Genomic DNA, 18,113 nt, shown 5'->3' on the forward strand with positions numbered 1-18,113 from the left:
ACTTAGGGCAAGGGTGCAGGTCGGGTGGTGGCGGCCGGCGCGGGCGCCAAGGTGCGGATACCGGTCGCTGCGGCCCCGACTTGAGCGTGCTCGCGGTCGTGCGCAGGGGCCGGCGGATACATCTCCTTGAGCGACGGCCAGCCGAAACGGTCGGGACTGCCGAGGCTGGAAGGATCGACATCGTGGCGTTTCCACCAGCCGCCGCCCAGGGCCTGGAACAGTGCGGTGGTGTCGCTGTAGCGGGCGGCCTGGGCCCGGACCCGGCCGACAATGGCGTTCTGGTAGGTCTGCTGGGCGGTGAGCAGGTTCAGGTAGCCCACCGCGCCCAGGCGGTACTGGGCCTGGGCCAGGTCCAGGCTCTGGCGCGCGGCGCTCTCGGCGGCCACTTGCTGCTTGAGGGCCTCGGCGTCGGCTTCGAGGGCGCGCAGGGCGTTGGCCACATCCTCGAAGGCGGCGATCACCGTGCTGCGATAGCGCGCGGCGGCCTCATCGTAGGCGGCCACCGCGGCGCGCTTGCGATGCTCCAGGGCCCCGGCGTCGAAGATCGGCTGGGTGATCGAACCGGCCAGGCTCCAGACCCCGGTGCCCGAGGAAAACAGCCGGGTGCCGGCCAGCGCCGTGGAGCCCAGGGAGCCGGTGATGCTGAACTGCGGCAACTGATTGGCGATGGCCACGCCGATCTCGGCACTGGCCTGATGCAACTGGGCCTCGGCTGCGCGCACGTCGGGTCGTTGCTCGACTATCGCCGAGGGCAGGCTCAGGGGCAGTTCCTCGGGCAGGTGCAGGGACGCCAGCTGGAAGTGCTCGCCGCGGTCCTGGCTGGGGAAACGGCCCAAATAGGCCTGCAGCTGGTTGCGGGTTTGCGCCAGTTGCTTCTGCAGCGCTGGCAGGGTGGCGCGGGTCTGGGCCAGCGTCGCTTCCTGGGTCAGCAGGTCACTGTCGCCGATGGCCCCGAGCCGGCGTTGCGCCCGCAGCAGCTCGAGCTGATCGCTCTGCAGGCCGATCACGCTTTCGGTGGCGGCGATCTGGTCGCGCACCGAGGCCAGGCTGATGGCGCTGTTCACCAGGTTGGCGCTCAGGGTCAGGTAGGCGGCTTCGAGCTGGTAGCGCTGGTAGTCCACCTGGGCGCCGCTGGCCTCGATCTGCCGGCGGTTGCCGCCGAACACGTCGGGGGCATAGGACACAGTCAACGACGCCGAGTTGAGGGTAAAGATCTGCCCTGACGAGCCACCGGCCGCCGCCGCGCCGCTGGTGCCCAGGGCGCTGGCAGCGGAGGCTTTTTCCCGGGTTTTCGACAGCGAGGCGCCAAGGGACGGGAACAGCGAAGCCTGCTCGGCATACAGCAACTCATTGGCCTGGCGCAGGGCGGCCTGGGCGGCGTCGATATCGGGGTTGGCCCGCAGTGCTTCCTCCACCAGGGTGTTGAGCTCGGGTGAGCGGAACAGCGTCCACCATTGCCCGGGGATGTCCATGCCGGCCACCCAGCGCTGCGCCGTGCCAGCGTTGGCGATCTGCGCCGAGGCCGTGCTGGCGGGCAGGGGCGTGGCGCTGTAGCCGGCGTCTGCGGCGAGTTCGGGGCGAGTGAAGTCCGGCCCGACCGCGCAGCCGGCCAGCCAGGCGCTGCAGATCAGGCTCAAGGGCGGCAGGGCGAAGGCGAACAGGACAGGGTGTCGGGTGGGTTTTCGACCGGCGCGGCCGTTGCTCGGTGGCCGGCCGCCGGGGGATGGGGGCGGCAGCTGTCGCTCTTTCATAATCACTCGAATGGATCGATCGGTGAGAGGTTTCAACGGCCATCTGGCTGCCGGGCCAAGCGCAGGACAGGCACCCCCCTCAAGCAGCGCGCTGCGCGAGGTGCCATGAACGTTAATGGATGAGTGGACTAACCGCCAATAGAGGAAATCTTGTGCGGTGCGGCGATCGGTGGCCTGGAGCTATCTCCATCGGTGTCCATCGCCCCGCGCCTGCTCGACGGCGCTGACCCCTACCAGTGATCGAACAGTTGCTTGACCTGTAGCGCCTCCTTGCAGCGCAGCAGCGCCAGGCGAAAGCGCGGGTTGGAAAACAGCCGCGCTGTGTCCGCCAGCAAGTCCAGGTGCTGCTGATCGGCGGGGGCGGGCACCAGCAGCACGAGAATATCGCTCACCGGCTGGTGGTCGGGGGCGGCAAAGGCCATGGGGCTCTGCGGCCGCAGGTACAGGGCGTGGATGGCGTCCAGTTCCGCCAACCGGGCATGGGGCAGCGCCACGCCATCGCCGATCGCGGTACTGGCGGCCAGCTCCCGGCGCCACAGACTGGCCGTGACCCCATCGCCGGGCAACTGTCGCGTCTCCTGAAGATGACGGCCCACCTGCTCGAACAAGCGCTGTTTGTTCGAGACGTTGACGGCCAGGAGAATGTCTTCGACCTGCAGGTAGCGGGCAAGCTTGCTCATGCTGTTCTCCGGGAGTTTCAGGCTTGGCGTGAGCTTTATTGAAGCGCATTTGCCGGACACGACGGGGGCGGCCCCAGCATTCTTTACGAACTTTTTAGGTCGGCGTCGGGCCCTGAAGTCGCTGCCTTTCAGCCCATGGCCTGGGCCGGGTGCAGCCGTCGGTGCGCTTCGCGGATTTTCAGCAGGCTGCTGGAAATCAGAGTCTTGAGCAGGCCTGGCGGAGCATCAACACGGATCAGGATCGACGGCGAAACCTGTACCGGCATGTGGATGCCCATTGACTGGAGCAAGGGGGGACTCGCTGCCGAACGTGCGGCAGCGGGTACCAGGCGGCTACTCCAGCTTCAGGGCCAGCCCTTGCGCCTGGGGCAGGGGATTGTGCATCAGCCGGCCGACCACCAGGGCGCCTAGCAGGGCCAGCAGGCCCGCTACCGCTAGCACCAGCCCGAAGCCGCCGACAAACGCCTGCTGCGCCAGGGGCTCAACCATGGCCCGGGCTTGTGGTGGCAGGCCGGCCAGGGCGCCGGGCATGTCCCCGGCCACCACGCGGGAGGCAATGTCCGGCGCGTATAGCGTCCAGTTGCCGGGCAGTTGCCGCAGGCTGCCTTGCAACAGCTGTTGGGTATGGCTGGCCAGCAGCGCGCCGAACACGCCGATGGCCAGCATGATGGCGCTGAAGCGCATGGTGGTGCTCATGCCCGAGGCCATGCCGGTGCGCTCCCGGGGGACGCAGGCCATGATGTTTTTCTGCGTGTCGCCGTTGAGCAGGCCGGCCCCGGCGCCGGTCACGGCAATCGCCAGGGCGAAGCTCAGGTAGCCGCCGCTGTGCACCGCCCAGGCGCTGAGCAGGTTGCCGCCGCCGACCAGGGTCAGCCCGGCGGCCATCAGGGTTGCCGGAGCATAACGTCCTGCCAGGCGCGCGCCGATCCGTGGGCAGATGAGCATGGTCAGGGCGAAGGGCAGCATGCCCAGGCCCGAGGCAATGGCCGAGAAGCCCAGGCCGTTCTGCAGGTAGAAGGGCAGCAGGGTCATCATCACCTGGGCGCAGCCGGCGTAGGCGAACATGCCCAGCAGGGCGCCGATGAAACGCGGATGACGGAACAGCTGCAGATCCACCATGGGCCGGCGTTGCAGGCGTTCGATCAGCACGAACAGGCCCAGCAGGGCGACGCCTGCCAGCAGCCGGGTGGTGGTGGCCGGGTGGCCCCAGCCGATGCGATTGGCTTCGATCAGGCCCCAGATCAGGCACAGCAGGCTGGCGCTGAAGGCCAGGCTGCCCCAGGGATCGAGGCGCGCGGCCTGGGTATCTCGGGATTCGGGCACATTGCGCAGCACGCTCCACAACAGCAGGGCGCCCACCGGCAGGTTGAAGTAGAAGATCCAGCGCCAGCCGCAGTATTCGGTGATCAGCCCGCCGACCGTGGGCGCGGCGGTCATCGCCATGCCCATGCAAGCGCCCCAGAAGGCCCAGGCCCTGGCCCGCTCCACCTCGTCATGGAAGGTGTGGCCGATGGAAGCCAGGGCCGAGGTCAGCAGCAGCGCCGCGCCCACGCCCTTGAAGGCTCGGGCGATGTCCAGCAGCAGCGCATTGGGGGCGGCGCCGCAGCCCAGGGAAGCGAGGATGAACAGGCCCAGGCCGCAGAGCAGGGTCTTTCGGCGCCCGAAGCGGTCGGCCAGGCTGCCCGCCGGCAGCAGCAAGGCGGCAAAGGCCAGCATGTAGGCACTGACCACCCATTCGATATCGGCGAAGTTGGCCCCCAGGTCGCGGGCGATGCTCGGCAGGGCGACGGCGACGATGTTGGTGTCGAGGACGATCAGCGAGCAGACCCCGGAAGCGGTCAGCAGGGTTGCCCGCGGGTTGACGGGGCGGCTCATGGCGCAGTCCGCCGGTTGCGCAGGCTGTGGGGAGTGTCCGGGGTGCAGATTGCTTTGTAGGCAATGCCGAGTCGAGTGTGCCCGGCCACGGCGTTGTGTAGGCCGCAACAGACGATCATTGCCGGAAACAGCGGTTTGACGGACATGGCAGAGGCTCTCTACTGTGAAGGTCCGCCCAGCTTATCCCGGGCTTTGCGGGCTTTTGTTAGCCGCCAAGCGCCAGTTCATTACCTTTGAGCTAATGCCGTTTATGGAAATTCGCCACTTTCGCTACTTCCTCGCCGTGGCCCGGCAACGCAATTTCACCCGTGCCGCCGAGCAGTTGGGGATTGCCCCGCCGACCTTGAGCCGGCAGATCCAGGACATGGAAAAAGCCCTCGGCACCCGCCTGTTCGTGCGTCAGCAGCGCGAGGTCAGCCTCACCGAAGCCGGTGCCACCTTGCTCATGGAGGCCGAAGCCACGGTGCGCCAGTTCGAGTTCGCCCAGCGCAATGCCCAGCGCGCGGGACGGGGCGAGATCGGTCATATCGAGCTGGGTTATGTGGCGTCGGCGGTGTACGGCGGGTTGCTGCAGAAGCAGGTGCAGGGTTTCAGCCGCGATTGTCCGGACGTCAGCCTGAATGTGCGGGAGTGTCCGATGGCGACCCTGCCGGCGCGGGTCGCCGACGGGCGCCTGGATGTCGGCTACATCCGTTCGCCCATGACCCTGCCCGAGGGCGTCGAGGCCATTGCCCTGGACGCTGAAGGCTTCGTCCTGGCGCTGTCCGCCGAGTCCTGGCTGTGCCGCCTGCCGCAGATCGCCTCCGAGCACCTGCTCAATGAAACCTTCATCCTTCCGGAACAGATCAGCGGCACCTTGCAGGTCGCGGCCCAGGGGGCCTATGCCCCGAAACTGGGCGCCCAGCCCGGTGGCCTGGTGGCGGTACTGGCCCTGGTATCCCTGGGGCAGGGCGTGGCGGTGGTACCCGAATCGGTGGTGGGCCATGTCAACCTGCCCAACGTTGTGTACCGGCCCATCGGCGGCAGCTCGGCAAGTTCCTGGCTGTCGTTGATTCACCGGCGTTTCGAACAGGCGCCGGCGGTGGTGCGCTACATCGAGCAGGTGCGTCGCGAGTACCGGCGCAAGGCTTGATAGCGCGTGTTCAAGGGCGCGCCCGGCGCGCATAATCCCCGGGCCGTTTCCTACCCTTCAGGAGTTATGCCGTTGATGCTTGATCACCTGGACCATCTGGTACTGACCACCGTCGATCCCGTGGCTGCCGAGGACTTCTATGTGCGGGTGCTGGGGATGGGCCTGGAAACCTTTGCCGGAGGGCGCAAGGCCTTCAAGTACGGCAATCAGAAGATCAACCTGCACGTGCGCGGTCAGGAATTCGAGCCCAAGGCCCACCTGCCGGTGCCGGGGGCGCTGGACCTGTGCTCTATCGCCAGCGTGCCCCTGGAGCAGGTGATTGCTCACCTGCAGCGGGTCAACTGGCCGATCATCGAAGGGCCAGTGCCGCGCACCGGTGCCACGGGGCCGATCCGCTCGGTGTACCTGCGGGATCCGGACTTGAACCTGATCGAGATTTCCGAGCTGCTCTAGCACCGGCCAGGGGGATGCCGGATAAAGTTTTGTAATGATTTCCCGCTGGGGAATCGGCCCGTCCTGGCTGTAATCTCCAAGTCCGTTTTTTCACTCAGGACTTGCATGAACACGCTCTCGGAGCCCCCCAGTCGGCGCTCTTTCCTTGTTTCGCCCCATGACCTATCGCGCCATTCGCTCGCACTGAGGCCTTGCTCTTCAGGCAGCCATTCTCCCGGCCGCACTTTTCTGGCATTTGCCACATCCTTTTCTGACCAGCCCGCTCCCAAGATCTCGCAGTTCCTGCGTCTTGGCGCTCGCTCGCGTCTGGCCGTTTGAATTTTCCGGAGAACTTGAGTCGTTATGGAATGGATTGCAGACCCCACGGCCTGGCTTGGCCTGTTGACCCTGATCGTCCTGGAGCTGGTACTGGGCATCGACAACCTGGTGTTCATCGCCATCCTCGCGGACAAGCTGCCGCCGGAGCAGCGTGACCGCGCGCGGCTGATCGGCCTGTCCCTGGCATTGCTGATGCGCCTGGGCCTGCTGGCCAGCATCTCGTGGATGGTGACCCTGACCCAGCCGCTGTTCGAAGTGCTTGGGCACAGCTTCTCCGGCCGTGACCTGATCATGCTGTTCGGCGGTGTGTTCCTGTTGTTCAAGGCCACCATGGAGTTGCACGAACGCCTGGAGGGCCATGTCAGCCAGCGCGCGGGCAGCACCACTTACGCCCTGTTCTGGCCGATCGTGGCGCAGATTGTGGTGCTCGATGCAGTGTTCTCCCTGGACGCGGTGATCACCGTGCGGATTTCGGTGAACGTGACCGAGCGTTTCGCTAATACGTGACCGGTGCTTCCACCCCGGTTGCGCGGGTTCTGGATTGTAATCGCATCGGTCACGATGCGGCTTGTTCCTCGGCTTTTTTTCGGCGCAGCGACTCGCCTTTCATCGTCAGTCGGTAGGCGTTGTGCACCAGGCGGTCGAGGATGGCATCGGCCAGGGTCGGGTCGTTGATCCAGCCGTGCCAGTGCTCGATGGGCAGTTGGCTCGTCAGGATGGTGGAGCGGCTGCCAGCGCGGTCGTCGATCACCTCCAGCAGGTCATGCCGGGCTCCTTCCTCCAGCGGGGCTAGCGCCCAGTCGTCCAGCACCAGGACGTCGACCTTTGCCAGCTGTTGCAGGGTACGGCCGAAGCTGCCGTCGCCATGAGCGATGCGCAGTTGTTCCAGCAGGCGCGGGGTGCGCAGGTACAGGGTGCTATAGCCCTGGCGGCAGGCCTGGTTGCCCAGGGCGCAGGCCAGCCAGGTTTTGCCGGCACCGGTCGGGCCGGTCAGCAGCAGGTTGTGCTGCTGGCGGATCCAGTCGCCACTGGCCAGGGTGGCGATCAGACGCTCGTCCAGGGCGCGTCCGGTGCGGCGGTCGAGATCTTCCAGGCAGGCGTTGGCGTACTTGAGCTTGGCCTTCTTGCGCAGCCGTACCAGGCGCTGGTTGTCACGCCAGGCCAGTTCGCGGTCGAGCAGTAGGCCGAGGCGTTCATCGAAGCTCAGGCTGTGGCTGGCCGGCAGCGTCCATTGCTCTTCCAGGGCGCGGGCCATGCCGTCCAGGCGTAGCTGGTGCAGTTGATTCAGGGTGTGTTGCGGCATCATCGAACAGCTCCTGTTGCGGGGGTTGGTAGTAGTCGGCGCCACGGACGTTCTCGTGGTCGCCGGGTAAGGTCGTTTCGGCGGCACGCTGGGGCAGCGGCTGTTGATCCAGGCCTTGCTGGAGCAGGTTGCGCACGCTGCGCCCGGTGAAGGCGCGCAGGTGTACGGCACGTTCGGCAGCGGCTTCCAGGCGTGCATTGCCATAGCGCCGGGCCAGCGAGAGCAGGCCGAGGCAGGCGCGGTAGCCCATCTCCGGGTGCGGCTTGTGGGTCAGTTGGTGATCGATCAGTTGGCGCGTGTAGGGGCCGATCCGCGCGCCCCAGTCGAGCAGGCGTTGTGGCGTCCATTCGCGATGCGCCTGGTGCGCCGCGGGCATGTGCTCGCGCTGGGTACTGTAAGCGCCGCGTCGCCCCAGCAGCAGGTGGCTGGCCACCCGCCGGTTGCCATGCAGCACTTCCAGGGTGTGTGCCGTCAGTCGCACGTCCACGTTCTGCCGGGCCAGGGCGGAGGGCACGCTGTAGAAGCTGCCATTGACCTCGATGTGGTAGTCGATGCTGACCTTGCAGCGCTTGAAGGTGGCGACCTCGTAGGGATGCACCGGCAGCGCTCGCAAGGCCGGGCGATCCAGGCGCTCGAACCAGTCGCGCCGGCAGCCATCGAGCCGCTTGAACGGGCGCCGATTCAGATCCTCCAGCAGCTCGGCGATGGCCTGGTTAAGCGCATGCAGGCTGAAGAACTGCCGATGGCGCAGCCGCGCCATGATCCAGCGCTCGACCACCTGCACCGCCACCTCGGCCTTGGCCTTGTCCTGAGGCTTGCGTGGCCGTGCCGGCAGGATCACCGTCTGGTAATGACGCGCGCACTCCAGCGTGGCCCGGTTCAGGCCCGGCTCGTAGCGATCCGGCTGGGCGACCAGGGCGCGCGGATTGTCCGGCACAACCATTTCCGGCACGCCGCCAAAGTAGGTCAGAGCCTGGCCCAGCGAGGTCAGCCAGTCCACCTGGGTTTCGCCTGGCGTCGCGCAGGCATAGGTGTAATTCGAGGCGCCCAGGGCGGCGACGAAGATGTGCGCCCGGCGCACTTCGCCGGTGGCCGGGTCGACCACCGGCAGCGTCGGCCCGGCATAGTCGATGAATAGCTTCTCGCCCGCACGGTGCAGCTGACGCATCGAACGTTTGAGCGTCTGGGCGTAGCGCCGGTAGTGCTCGACGAACTGGGTGTAGCGGTAGGTCGGCTGGCCCGCATGCGCGGCGAGATATTCCTCCCACAGCAGCTGCAAGGTCACGCCCTTGCGTCGCAACTCGCGGTGGATGCTCAGCACATCGGGCAGCACTCGCTCACCGCGCGGCTTGTTCGTCGACGTCGGTGCAAACAAGGCGGCCGCCAGCGCGGCCTCGTCCATGGCCACCAGCGCCGGCCAGTCCAGCCCGGCCACCCGCGCCGCCGCGATGTACTTGCTAACCACGCCCTTGGACAGCTGCAAGGCACGGGCAATCTTCTCGTGGGACAAGCCGGCCTCAAACTTGAGGCGCAGACATTCTTTGATGTTTCGCATGGCTACTCGCGGCGCCGCCATCTTCCTCTCCCGAAATCGGTCGAGGATGGCGGCGCATCAGGTCATGCGCAACGAAGGGGAAGGCTTTCGCTAAGTCGTGACCGGCGATTTCGGTAAGCCGTGACCACCTGTTTCGGAACAGGCGGAAAATCGGTCACGTTGCTACCGAAATGAGCGGTCACGCGTTAGCGAAATGACCGGTCACGATCAACCGAAACGGCCGGTCACGGTGCTCCGAAATCCGCAATCACCGCGGTGGGCATGGTCGAGCACTTGGCGGTGATGATGATCGCGGTGGTGGTGTCCATCGCTGTGATGATCGTTGCCAGCAAGCCGCTGACCCGCTTCGTCAACGCTCACCCGACGGTGATCATGCTGTGCCTGGGCTTCTTGATGATGATCGGCTTCAGCCTGACCGCCGAGGGCCTGGGCTTCCATATTCCCAAGGGCTACCTGTACGCGGCCATCGGCTTCTCGATCCTGATCGAGGTGTTCAACCAGGTCGCCCGGGCTCGGCGCAAGAAATCCATGCAGGGCCTGCGTCCGATGCGTGAGCGCACGGCCTATGCGGTGATGCGCCTGCTGGGCGGACGCAAGCTGGCGGCGGAAGAGGTGGGCGAGGAGATTGCCGATCTGCTGGAAGATGGCGAGACGCCCAGCCGCGAGCTGTTCGACCGCCGCGAGCGGGTGATGATCAGCGGCGTCCTGCAACTGGCGGAGCGGCCGATCCGCAGCCTGATGACGGTGCGCGCCGAAGTCGACTGCATTGACCTGACCGACAGCCCGGAAAGCATTCGGACCAAGCTGATGCATTCGTCCTACTCGCGCCTGCCGCTGATTCGCGATGGCGCGGTGGATGAACCCCTGGGCTTTGTGCACAAGAAGGAGCTGCTCAAGGAATACCTGGCGGGCAACCAGCCGAACCTTGAGCACCTGGCGCGCAAGACCATCAACCTGCTGGAGAGCTTTTCGATCCTCAACGCGCTGGAGCAGATGCGCAAGGCGTCGACCCACATCGCCTTCGTGATCAACGAATTCGGCGACTTCATGGGCATTCTGACCATGACCGACATTCTCGAATCCATCGCTGGCGAGCTGCCGGACGCCAGTGAGATCGAGGGACCGGACGTGGTGGAGCAAGAGGGCGGCTTTCTGGTCAACGGTGCGCTGAACCTGCCGCAGGTGCGTCAGCGCACCGGCTTTGGCGCCGAGCCCACCGAGGACTACCAGACCCTGGCCGGCCTGGTGATGAGCCTGCTGGACCGCTTGCCGATCAAGGGCGACCGAGTGGAGTGGGGCGGTTGGACGCTTCAGGTCAAGGCCGTGGAAGAGCGCCGGGTGACCCAGGTGCTGCTGGCGCGGCAGGTCGCGGACTGAGCGATTGGCGAGGGCGCCAGCCCTGGCCGCGCCTCTGCCCCTGATGGGATGTCGGCGGCGATGTGCTTATGCATATCGTCGCCGCTGGCGTTTGCTCAGGCGCCGTTGACCTGCTTGAGCGGGTCGTTCTCTGGTTATGCGGGCAAGGCGCATGCCTTGTTGGGCCGGGGCTGGGCCTTGAGCCAGTTGTCCAGGCGGCGGGCAATGCGTTCGCTGGCGTGGCCGTCGCCATAGGGGCTGTGCACCCGGCTCATGCGGGCATGGAGTTGTGCATTGTCTAGCAGTTCTGAGGCATGCCGCACAATGCGCTCGCGGTCGGTACCCACAAGCAGCACCGTGCCTCCTTTCAGCGCCGACGGTCGCTCGGTCACCTCCCGCAGCACCAGCAGCGGCTTACCGATGGCGGGTGCTTCCTCCTGAATGCCGCCGGAGTCACTGAGGATCAAGTACGAGCGCGCCATCAGCCAGACAAAATGCTGATAGTCCTGAGGCGCTATCAGGTAGATGTTGGGCGTATCCGAGAGCAGGTCACCGACCACGCTCTGTACCTGTGGGTTGAGGTGTACCGGGTAGACGAACTGCACATCCGGATAGCGCTGGGCCAGGATTGCCAGGGCCTGGCAGATATGGCGGACACCCTGGCCGAAGTTTTCCCGGCGATGGCTGGTGATCAGCACCATGCGCCGGTTGTGTTCCAGCACCGCCAGGGGCGAATCGATGGCGGGGCTCCATTGGCTCTGTTGCTGGTGCTGCCGCATCCAGCGCAGCGCATCGATCACCGTATTGCCGGTGACCTCGATGCTGTCCGCGGGAACGTTTTCCCGCAGCAGGTTGGCTTTGGCCTCGGCGGTCGGAGCGAAGTGCAGGTCGGCGATGACCCCGGTCAGGCGCCGGTTGGCTTCCTCGGGCCAGGGCGTCCTGAGGTCGCCCGAACGCAGCCCGGCCTCGACATGACCGATGGGCAACTGGCGGTTGAAGGCGGCGAGGGCGGTGATGAAGCTGGTGGTGGTATCGCCATGGACCAGGACGATATCCGGTTGCAGGCGTTCGAGGGTGATGTCCAGGTGCTTCAGCAACTGTTGCGAGAGGCCATTAAGGGATTGGCCGTGGGTCATCACTTCCAGGTCTTGGTCGACTTGCAGTTCGAAGGCGTCCAGGACCTGCTTGAGCATTTCCCGGTGCTGCCCGGTGGAGCATATATGCAGTTGCAGACCGGGCCAGTGCCTCAGCACCCGGGCCAGCGGCGCCATTTTGATTGCTTCCGGGCGCGTTCCAAAAACCATCATGATCTTAAAAGGCATTGAACCACTCCCTGAGCGCACTGCAGCTGGACCAGGCTGTGAATGAAAGCAGTGGGAACCGTTCTTGTCCAACCAGCAAACCGAGAGAGTCACGCTCAAGCACGAGAGCCAAGAATGAGAGGGCTGATGGTGCGCGGCTGGCAAAGGAGGTGGGAGTAGGTTGGAAAACGTCGCGAAAAATACCCAGTCATGTTGCCTCTGGCACAGCCCCGGGGATGGTTCCATGGCGTATACCCCAGGCCTTGGATCAGTTGGGCCCATCAGGTCGAGGCCTGGGTGCATGCTGGCGTTTTCCTGCGCAGAAAATTTTGTGAGACCTCGCGCCGGCCTTTATGCTCAACGCCCCTGTGACGCAGCAGCCTGTTTCAGGTCCAGGGGCCGAGGCCCTTTTTCATGGAGTGAACCGTGCACGCCCGCTTCTCGATCGACCTTACCCGCGCCGTTCTGGCGGCGCTGATGCTGACTGGCCTGCTGGCGCTGGCCGCTTGCCAGACCGCCGCCCCAGAGACGCCGGAGCAACAGCAGCAACGCCGCTACCAGCGCTTTGTCGACGAATTCCGTCAGGTGCTGGAACAGGGCGTGCGCAGCGCTGATCTCGATGGCTGGTCCGGCGGCGTGTCGCTGCGAGCGGTGATCGATCCGCTGAATCGGATGGTGGCCTGCAGCACCGAGGCACTCCCCGAATACCCGTTGCCGCGTTATCCGGATAATCGCCTGGTGGCCGCGGCGGTGGAGCGGATCTGTTGGGATTCGGTGTTCCCCAGGGCCGAACCGCAGCTGTTCTCAGGCCGGCCCGCAGCCAATCTTGAGGTGGTGTTGCCGGTGGTGGTCACTCCTCCTGGTCGCTTGCCCGTGGAGGAACAGAAGATTCGCGAGACGGTGCGCGAGTACAAGGCGCAAGAGCAGTATTTCTGGCGGCAACTGTTCGCCGCAGAGACCCTCGACAGCCTGGGCAGCGCCCGGATCGAGGGCCACGCCAACGCTCAGGGACAGGTGCAAGCTTGTCAGGTGCGATTGTCCGCCATTGCCGCCAGAGCCTGCGACTTCAAGCCGGACCCTGAACGGGTACAGCGTCTGCAAGAGCGTTGCACGGCCCTGGATATCCGGCAGATGCCGGGTTTTTTCGCCTCGGAGACGGTGGGCGATCGATTCCTCGTCGAACTGCAATACAGCCCCTGGAGGGGTGGGCCGAAGCGGCCTTGAGCAAGGCAAGCGCCTTGGCCCGCCAGCCGCCTATGGGCAGCCGATTCATTGCGACGCGCGGTGTTGCGCAGCGTGCATCGCGAGATAGGCGGTCAGGTTGGCGTCGTTGATGCCCAGGGTGGCGAGAATCTGCGCCATGAAGCTCACCGGGGCGCTGCCCGGGGCAGTGATCACGCGCTGGTCCGCCACGGCGTGGGGCACATCCTGATAGAACGCGGCGCCGCCATAGTTCACCGCCAACAGATTGGCCGCCGAGTTGGAGGTGTGTTTCAGCGCATCCAGTACCCCGGCGCGGGCCAGCTCGCGGGTGCCGTCACAGATCGCGGCGATCACGATGTGGCGTGCCTGGGCGGCGCGCAGCAGGTCGCCAATGTCCGGTGCATTGGCGCTTTGCCAGATGGTGCCGCCGCAGACCATCAGCAGGTCGACTTCATCCAGATGAATGTCATCCAGTGCCAGGTCTGGGGTCACCCGCAGGCCGCCCATAGAGGTCACGACGGCGCCCTTGGGGGTGGCGTAGCGGCAGTCGAAACCGTAGAAACCACGGCCGGTGGCGTTGATCAGGGCGGTTTCCCAGTCGGCGAAGTTGTCACTGAGCAGGGTGATGGCACGGGTCATGGAGCTTCCTTCCTTGGACTTAGGTGTGGGTGGGGAGCGACAGGGTAACCTGATTTTCGGCGGGTGGCTGGAGAAGCTTTTACGGCACCGCTGCCAATCGCGAGCTTGGAGCGGCGGCGGTCGTGTCGTTGGCTTTTAACGTGGATGTTGCCTTAGGATCCGGCCTCTTGAGGTCATTGAACGCAGAACAGGACGGTTCGTGAGTGAACCCATCAAAGGAACTGAACATGTACAACTGTCTGAACAGAACCCCGGCGCGGTGCGGGTTCCTGCTCGGCCTGCTTCTGGCACTGTCCGCTTGCCAGTCGGACTTGCCTGGCACCCCGCCGTCCCAGGAAGAGCAGCAACGACAACTGGAGACGCAGTTCTATGCCAACTCTGTGCAGCAGGTGCTGTACCGCGAAAGCCTCAGGGCCAACGCCGAGCAACTGATGGGCAGCGTGGAACTGGTCATGCAGTTCAATCGGCAGAATCAGGTCATCGGTTGTGCAGCGCAGAGCAGCCCCTTGCCTGACGCCAGGGCCTATCCCTACAACCCGAAACTTGGCGAGATGCTCAAGGGCGTCTGCTGGAACACGGTGTTCCCCTTGGCGCCCGCCGCCGCCTTTGAGCCTGATGGCCTGCTGGAGGTCAAAGGGACATTGATGTTCCCTCGCTTGACCCTGGAGCCTGAGCAGTTGAAGGAGTTTGCCTTCAATGCCGCTCAATACGCCCAAGGCCATTTCTTCTGGACGCACACGCTGGCCCGTTTGCCGGTGGACAGCGTCGGGGTCGCCAGTTTTGAGGTCAAGGCCGACCCCCAGGGCCGGGTCCAGGAGTGCTGGGTGAACCTGCGGGCGGTGCGCTACCGACCCGAGTCATTCAAGCCCGACAATCAATTGCGCAATCGCGTCACCCAGCTGTGTGAGCAGTTGGACCTGCGGCAGATGCCGGGTTTTGCGGTCGATCAGGGCAAGGTGCAGCCGATCCATGCCAGCGTGTTTTACACGCCGTGGAAAGGCGGGCCGAACAAGGCCGCGCAGCTACCGCAGGCAAGCGGCACCGAAGGTTGAGCCTGGTTACTGCGCCTCGCTGAGCAGCTTTCACTAAAGCTTTGGCTCTTGGTTCGTTCAGTGAATGAGCCGGCCTTTTTCTGGGGCGTGGGGCATCGCCCCTGTTCCTCGTCATTGATCAATGAGTCACCCCTTCATGCCACTAGCATTCTTGCGCACCACGACCCTGGCCTTGCTGATTCCGATCTTGCTGACCCTGAGCGCCTGCCAGAGCCAGACCCCGGAGCAGATCGCCGCCCAGGCCCTGGAAACCCGGAAAAGCCTGGAGTTTTCTGCCGCCATCAGCGAAGTGCTGAGGCGTGACATCATGGCCGCCAACCCCCAGGGCCTGACTGGCGCGGTGGAGTTGCGGATCAAGCTCAATCGGCAGAACGAAGTGTTGGACTGCACGGTGCGACCGGGCCGCGGCGCAGATACCTCACAGGCGCTGGCCACCCCGACTCTGCTGCGGCTGGCCCGCCAGGTGTGCTGGAACACCTTGTTTCCTGCTGCCGCGCCCGAGGCCTTCGGCGATGAGGACGGCATCAAGGCGATTGCCGACCTGGAGTTTCCGCGCTTCAGCCAACTGTCCAGCCGTGAGCAGCAAGCCTATCGGCTGAGGTCCAGCCGCTACCAGCAAAGCCGTTTTTTCTGGGAGCAGGCAGTTGCCGGGTCGGGCATCGACAGCATCGGCGTGGCGCGCTTTCAATACAGCGCCAATGCCCAGGGGCGGGTCGAGGAATGCCTGGTGAACCTGGAACGCAGCGCGCTCCGGCCAGCAGCGTTCAAGGCTGATATCGCCTTGCGCCAACGCTTGACCCAGCGCTGCCTGCAGCTGGATCTGCGACAGATGCCGGACTTTCTCAGCCAGCCCGGCGGCCAGAGTCGCGGTGAGGTGCTGGTGGAATACATGCCGTGGCGTGGCGGCCCGGCACCGTACTGACGCCACGCCGCGCGGTAGGAGTCGGCTTGCCGGCGAAGGCGCCTTCCCGGGCGCCTGGGCAAATAAATTCCCCCGGTCTATTTACATCCACTGCGTCATTCCCCCATCATCCGCGCCGTCTAAGTTTCGCTGCTGACCAGACAATTCCAGCCACCAACCGGGTGGTTGTTTTGTTGCGTCCAAGAAAAGCAGTTGAAAATGACCAAGACTCCTCTGAAAAGAATTCAGCACAAGCTCGCCCGTTCCGGGGTGGCCATCGAACGCCTGAATTCCAACTCCCTCTCCATCTCTTCGATCAACGACGCCGGGCTCAAGGTGGATCTGTTGCTGCCCGAAAGCTTTGCCATTGAAGAAAAAGCCGTCCTGCAACTGATGGATTTCGCCAAGGTGGCTCACCCCCATGGCGGCGAAGTGAAGTGCGCCTGCGCCACGCCGGACTTCCACACCGGCAGCCCGATTCCGGTGGGCAGCGTGATTGTCACCAGCCACGACCTGGTGGTGCCGCAAGCCATCGGCACCGACATCAATTGCGGCATGCGCCTGCACAAGCTGGGTCTGAACTACGAGCAGTTCATGGCGCAGAAAGCCAAGTGGACCGCCCTGGTGCGCGGCGATCTGCTGGAAGGTACGCGCAACATTCCTACCAGCCCGATGGCCATGACTGCGCTGTTTCAGGCCGGGCTCGGGGACTTCTGGGCCCAGGTGCAGCAGCAGGACCCGATCGGCTTGTTTGCCGGGGCGGATTTCGCCCAGCTGCAACGTGAGCTGTCGGGCCTGCATGAGTCGTCGTTCGCCCGGGGTAGCGCCGACTACGCGCCGGAAGCCTTGCAGGATCTGTCGCGCAAAATCCTCCGTGACCCGGGCCTGGGCTCCCTGGGTGGCGGCAATCACTTTGTCGAGATCCAGGTGGTCACCGAACTGGTGGATCGCCAGGCCTGTTTCGCCCAGGGCCTGTCGGTAGGGCAGGTGGTGATGATGATCCACACCGGCTCCCGCGATGTGGGCTTCTATGTCGGGCGGCGCTGGATGGACAAGGCCAAGGCCCTGTGGCCGGCGGGGATCAAGCATCCTGATTCGAAGATCTTCGCCCTGATTGGCGAGATGGCCGACGAGTACCTGCTGGCTATGCACAGCGCTGCCCATTACGCCGATGCCAACCGCGCGCTGATCGCGGAAATGGTCCGCCAGCGCACCCGGCAGGTGTTCGGTGCGGGCATCGAAGCGCCGCTGATTGTCGATGTGCCGCACAACATCGTGCTGCGCGAAGAAGACGGCAACGTGCATCGCAAGGGCGCGACACCGGCCTACGCCGGGCAGCCGTTGCTGATTCCGGGGAGCATGGGGCATGACTCCTACCTGCTCACCGGCCTGGGCAATGAGCGCTGGCTGCGTTCGGCCAGCCACGGTGCCGGGCGCTCGATGTCGCGCAGCGAGATTGTGTTCAAGGCCAAGCAGGACAAGGCGTTCCTCGGCTTGCAGGGTGTGGAGTGCATCACCACCAAGGAGGAACGGATGATCGAGGAAGCACCGGGGGCCTACAAGGAAATCGGCCAGGTGATCCAGTCCCAGGTGGAAGAGGGCACGGTGTCGGTGATGGCGCGGTTTTCGCCGATTCTGACCTTCAAGGCGTAAGAGCGCTGGGCTGGCGGGGGCGTTGATGGCTTTCGGGTTTGCCGTGCAACTGTGCGGTCGATACATTGTCGCCCCCCGGCCTGTTCGCTCAGAGCGGCGCCGTCGCAGTTATCTGCGGTCGCAAAAGCCCAGGGTGCGATAGCCGCTAGGGTGTTTGCCTGTTTGTGATCAACCTCGGGTGCTTAAGCATGAATCAAGATGAAAACCTGAAGCACGATGCGGTAGCGCCATTGACCGCTGCCAGCGAGTTTGTCGTCGACAAGCAACCCCTTGCCGAACTGCTTGCCGTGCTTGCCCAGTGTGGGGAGGTGGTGTCCTGTTTCTTCAAGCCCGATCCCGCCATCAAGGTGCTGGGTGAGAGGCAGCGACTGGCCGAGTTTCTCGAGCGTTTCAGCGGCCTCGCCAGCTCGACGGCCATCGGGGAGGTCGAGCCTGAGTTCGGGCCTTTTTCCATGTTGAATCGATATGAGTTCGAGGGCTCGTTGCTGGCGGTGGTGCTGCGGGGTGGATGCCACGGGAGCGCTGCCGGATTGCCTCTGGTCAAGGCCCGGGCCTTGGTGGCCGAGGCGCTGGAGGCGGTGTTTCCGGCGCCGTTTTCCGAGCTGGTGGTGTATCGGTTCGATAGCCCTGATTGGTCTGAGTTGACGAGGGACTCGACGATTTCTTCTGCCTATGTCGCCTGCCAGGGGGCGCGGAATCTGTGGTGGGTGCTGTGTGTTGCTGATGTTGACTGATGGCTTTTGGGCTTGAGGTTGGCTGTGTGGGAGGAGTTCACCCACATGGGTAACGGAAAAATTCAGGCGCATGGGGGACGCCTAGGGTGCGGCTCGCTGTTGTAGGAGCTGGCTTGCCAGCGAAGGCTGCCTTGAGGGCGCCGGAGTATCTGGCGTAGTAAGTGCTTGTTGCTGCGGTAACCCCTAGTCCTCTGCTATGGCCACAAC

Annotated in this window: 16 protein-coding genes and 2 pseudogenes; 9 read left to right on the top strand and 9 right to left on the bottom strand. The window is 64.8% G+C overall.

From position 1 onward, the window contains the following. Positions 1-2 precede the first annotated feature (2 nt). The 5 genes from BLV47_RS12075 to BLV47_RS36185 form a co-directional block, all read right to left on the bottom strand. Positions 3-1,751 carry an efflux transporter outer membrane subunit gene (locus BLV47_RS12075; RefSeq protein ID WP_092313805.1) on the bottom strand — a complete coding sequence of 583 codons (1,749 nt, stop codon included), beginning with the start codon at positions 1,749-1,751 and terminating at the stop codon, positions 3-5. Positions 1,752-1,981: 230 nt separating this feature from the next. Then, on the bottom strand, positions 1,982-2,431 hold the full coding sequence (locus tag BLV47_RS12080) for a PTS sugar transporter subunit IIA (RefSeq protein ID WP_092313808.1): 450 nt from the start codon (positions 2,429-2,431) through the stop codon (positions 1,982-1,984). 128 nt (positions 2,432-2,559) lie between these two features. Continuing rightward, the gene (locus tag BLV47_RS36180) at positions 2,560-2,721 is read right to left on the bottom strand and encodes a hypothetical protein (protein ID WP_167365651.1); all 162 of its coding nucleotides are present in this window, start codon (positions 2,719-2,721) and stop codon (positions 2,560-2,562) included. A gap of 43 nt (positions 2,722-2,764) precedes the next feature. Further along, complete coding sequence (locus BLV47_RS12085) at positions 2,765-4,306, bottom strand: MFS transporter (RefSeq protein ID WP_092313811.1); 1,542 nt, start codon at positions 4,304-4,306, stop codon at positions 2,765-2,767. Further along, complete coding sequence (locus BLV47_RS36185) at positions 4,303-4,452, bottom strand: hypothetical protein (protein ID WP_167365652.1); 150 nt, start codon at positions 4,450-4,452, stop codon at positions 4,303-4,305. The genes BLV47_RS12085 and BLV47_RS36185 overlap by 4 nt, the downstream gene beginning before the upstream one ends. Before the next feature lie 104 nt (positions 4,453-4,556). On the opposite strand from BLV47_RS36185, the gene BLV47_RS12090 reads away from it, so the two are divergent. From BLV47_RS12090 to BLV47_RS12100, 3 genes and pseudogenes are all read left to right on the top strand, one after another. Continuing rightward, positions 4,557-5,438: a LysR family transcriptional regulator gene (locus tag BLV47_RS12090; protein ID WP_208605260.1), complete on the top strand. Its 882-nt coding sequence runs from the start codon at positions 4,557-4,559 to the stop codon at positions 5,436-5,438. Between the two features lie 75 nt (positions 5,439-5,513). Further along, positions 5,514-5,891: a VOC family protein gene (locus tag BLV47_RS12095; RefSeq protein ID WP_092317198.1), complete on the top strand. Its 378-nt coding sequence runs from the start codon at positions 5,514-5,516 to the stop codon at positions 5,889-5,891. Positions 5,892-6,233: 342 nt separating this feature from the next. Next, positions 6,234-6,671: pseudogene (locus tag BLV47_RS12100) on the top strand (TerC family protein); the annotation flags it as partial. A gap of 94 nt (positions 6,672-6,765) precedes the next feature. Here BLV47_RS12100 and istB read toward each other — a convergent pair. Then, positions 6,766-7,515, bottom strand: a complete 750-nt coding sequence (gene istB / locus BLV47_RS12105) for an IS21-like element IS1474 family helper ATPase IstB (protein ID WP_062838242.1) — start codon at positions 7,513-7,515, stop codon at positions 6,766-6,768. Then, the gene (istA, locus tag BLV47_RS12110; protein ID WP_062838241.1) at positions 7,403-9,088 is read right to left on the bottom strand and encodes an IS21 family transposase; all 1,686 of its coding nucleotides are present in this window, start codon (positions 9,086-9,088) and stop codon (positions 7,403-7,405) included. The genes istB and istA overlap by 113 nt, the downstream gene beginning before the upstream one ends. 219 nt (positions 9,089-9,307) lie before the next feature. Between istA and BLV47_RS12115 the strand changes: the two are divergent. Next, positions 9,308-10,444, top strand: a pseudogene (locus BLV47_RS12115) (TerC family protein); the annotation flags it as partial. A 134-nt stretch (positions 10,445-10,578) separates the two neighbouring features. Here BLV47_RS12115 and wecB read toward each other — a convergent pair. Beyond that, entirely contained in the window at positions 10,579-11,745 is a 1,167-nt protein-coding gene (wecB, locus tag BLV47_RS12120; protein ID WP_092313817.1) for a non-hydrolyzing UDP-N-acetylglucosamine 2-epimerase, read from the bottom strand. Between the two features lie 405 nt (positions 11,746-12,150). On the opposite strand from wecB, the gene BLV47_RS12125 reads away from it, so the two are divergent. Then, positions 12,151-12,948, top strand: a complete 798-nt coding sequence (locus tag BLV47_RS12125; RefSeq protein WP_092313820.1) for a hypothetical protein — start codon at positions 12,151-12,153, stop codon at positions 12,946-12,948. Between the two features lie 45 nt (positions 12,949-12,993). On the opposite strand, the gene BLV47_RS12130 is transcribed toward BLV47_RS12125, so the two are convergent. Continuing rightward, positions 12,994-13,566 (bottom strand): type 1 glutamine amidotransferase family protein, encoded by a 573-nt coding sequence (locus BLV47_RS12130; protein ID WP_092313823.1) that lies wholly within the window; start codon positions 13,564-13,566, stop codon positions 12,994-12,996. Positions 13,567-13,793: 227 nt separating this feature from the next. Here BLV47_RS12130 and BLV47_RS12135 point away from each other — a divergent pair, with 227 nt between their 5' ends. From BLV47_RS12135 to BLV47_RS12150, 4 genes are all read left to right on the top strand, one after another. Continuing rightward, complete coding sequence (locus BLV47_RS12135; protein WP_092313826.1) at positions 13,794-14,618, top strand: hypothetical protein; 825 nt, start codon at positions 13,794-13,796, stop codon at positions 14,616-14,618. 136 nt (positions 14,619-14,754) lie between these two features. Next, on the top strand, positions 14,755-15,540 hold the full coding sequence (locus tag BLV47_RS12140) for a hypothetical protein (protein ID WP_092313829.1): 786 nt from the start codon (positions 14,755-14,757) through the stop codon (positions 15,538-15,540). A gap of 198 nt (positions 15,541-15,738) precedes the next feature. Next, positions 15,739-17,172, top strand: coding sequence for an RtcB family protein (locus BLV47_RS12145; protein WP_092313832.1), 1,434 nt, complete (start codon positions 15,739-15,741; stop codon positions 17,170-17,172). Positions 17,173-17,360: 188 nt separating this feature from the next. Continuing rightward, positions 17,361-17,906 carry a hypothetical protein gene (locus tag BLV47_RS12150; RefSeq protein WP_092313835.1) on the top strand — a complete coding sequence of 182 codons (546 nt, stop codon included), beginning with the start codon at positions 17,361-17,363 and terminating at the stop codon, positions 17,904-17,906. The last annotated feature ends 207 nt before the right edge of the window (positions 17,907-18,113 follow it).

The sequence above is a fragment of the Pseudomonas saponiphila genome (genome assembly GCF_900105185.1).
Lineage (GTDB): Bacteria > Pseudomonadota > Gammaproteobacteria > Pseudomonadales > Pseudomonadaceae > Aquipseudomonas > Aquipseudomonas saponiphila.

What these genes read in the sequence shown, in the direction of transcription:
- BLV47_RS12145 (WP_092313832.1), top strand. Translation starts at nt 15,739, where the DNA reads ATGACCAAGACTCCTCTGAAAAGAATTCAGCACAAGCTCGCCCGTTCC.
- istA (WP_062838241.1), bottom strand. Translation starts at nt 9,088, where the DNA reads ATGGCGGCGCCGCGAGTAGCCATGCGAAACATCAAAGAATGTCTGCGC.
- wecB (WP_092313817.1), bottom strand. Translation starts at nt 11,745, where the DNA reads ATGCCTTTTAAGATCATGATGGTTTTTGGAACGCGCCCGGAAGCAATC.
- BLV47_RS12085 (WP_092313811.1), bottom strand. Translation starts at nt 4,306, where the DNA reads ATGAGCCGCCCCGTCAACCCGCGGGCAACCCTGCTGACCGCTTCCGGG.
- BLV47_RS36185 (WP_167365652.1), bottom strand. Translation starts at nt 4,452, where the DNA reads ATGTCCGTCAAACCGCTGTTTCCGGCAATGATCGTCTGTTGCGGCCTA.
- BLV47_RS12090 (WP_208605260.1), top strand. Translation starts at nt 4,557, where the DNA reads ATGGAAATTCGCCACTTTCGCTACTTCCTCGCCGTGGCCCGGCAACGC.
- BLV47_RS12135 (WP_092313826.1), top strand. Translation starts at nt 13,794, where the DNA reads ATGTACAACTGTCTGAACAGAACCCCGGCGCGGTGCGGGTTCCTGCTC.
- BLV47_RS12095 (WP_092317198.1), top strand. Translation starts at nt 5,514, where the DNA reads ATGCTTGATCACCTGGACCATCTGGTACTGACCACCGTCGATCCCGTG.
- BLV47_RS12075 (WP_092313805.1), bottom strand. Translation starts at nt 1,751, where the DNA reads ATGAAAGAGCGACAGCTGCCGCCCCCATCCCCCGGCGGCCGGCCACCG.
- BLV47_RS12130 (WP_092313823.1), bottom strand. Translation starts at nt 13,566, where the DNA reads ATGACCCGTGCCATCACCCTGCTCAGTGACAACTTCGCCGACTGGGAA.
- BLV47_RS12150 (WP_092313835.1), top strand. Translation starts at nt 17,361, where the DNA reads ATGAATCAAGATGAAAACCTGAAGCACGATGCGGTAGCGCCATTGACC.
- BLV47_RS12080 (WP_092313808.1), bottom strand. Translation starts at nt 2,431, where the DNA reads ATGAGCAAGCTTGCCCGCTACCTGCAGGTCGAAGACATTCTCCTGGCC.
- istB (WP_062838242.1), bottom strand. Translation starts at nt 7,515, where the DNA reads ATGATGCCGCAACACACCCTGAATCAACTGCACCAGCTACGCCTGGAC.
- BLV47_RS12140 (WP_092313829.1), top strand. Translation starts at nt 14,755, where the DNA reads ATGCCACTAGCATTCTTGCGCACCACGACCCTGGCCTTGCTGATTCCG.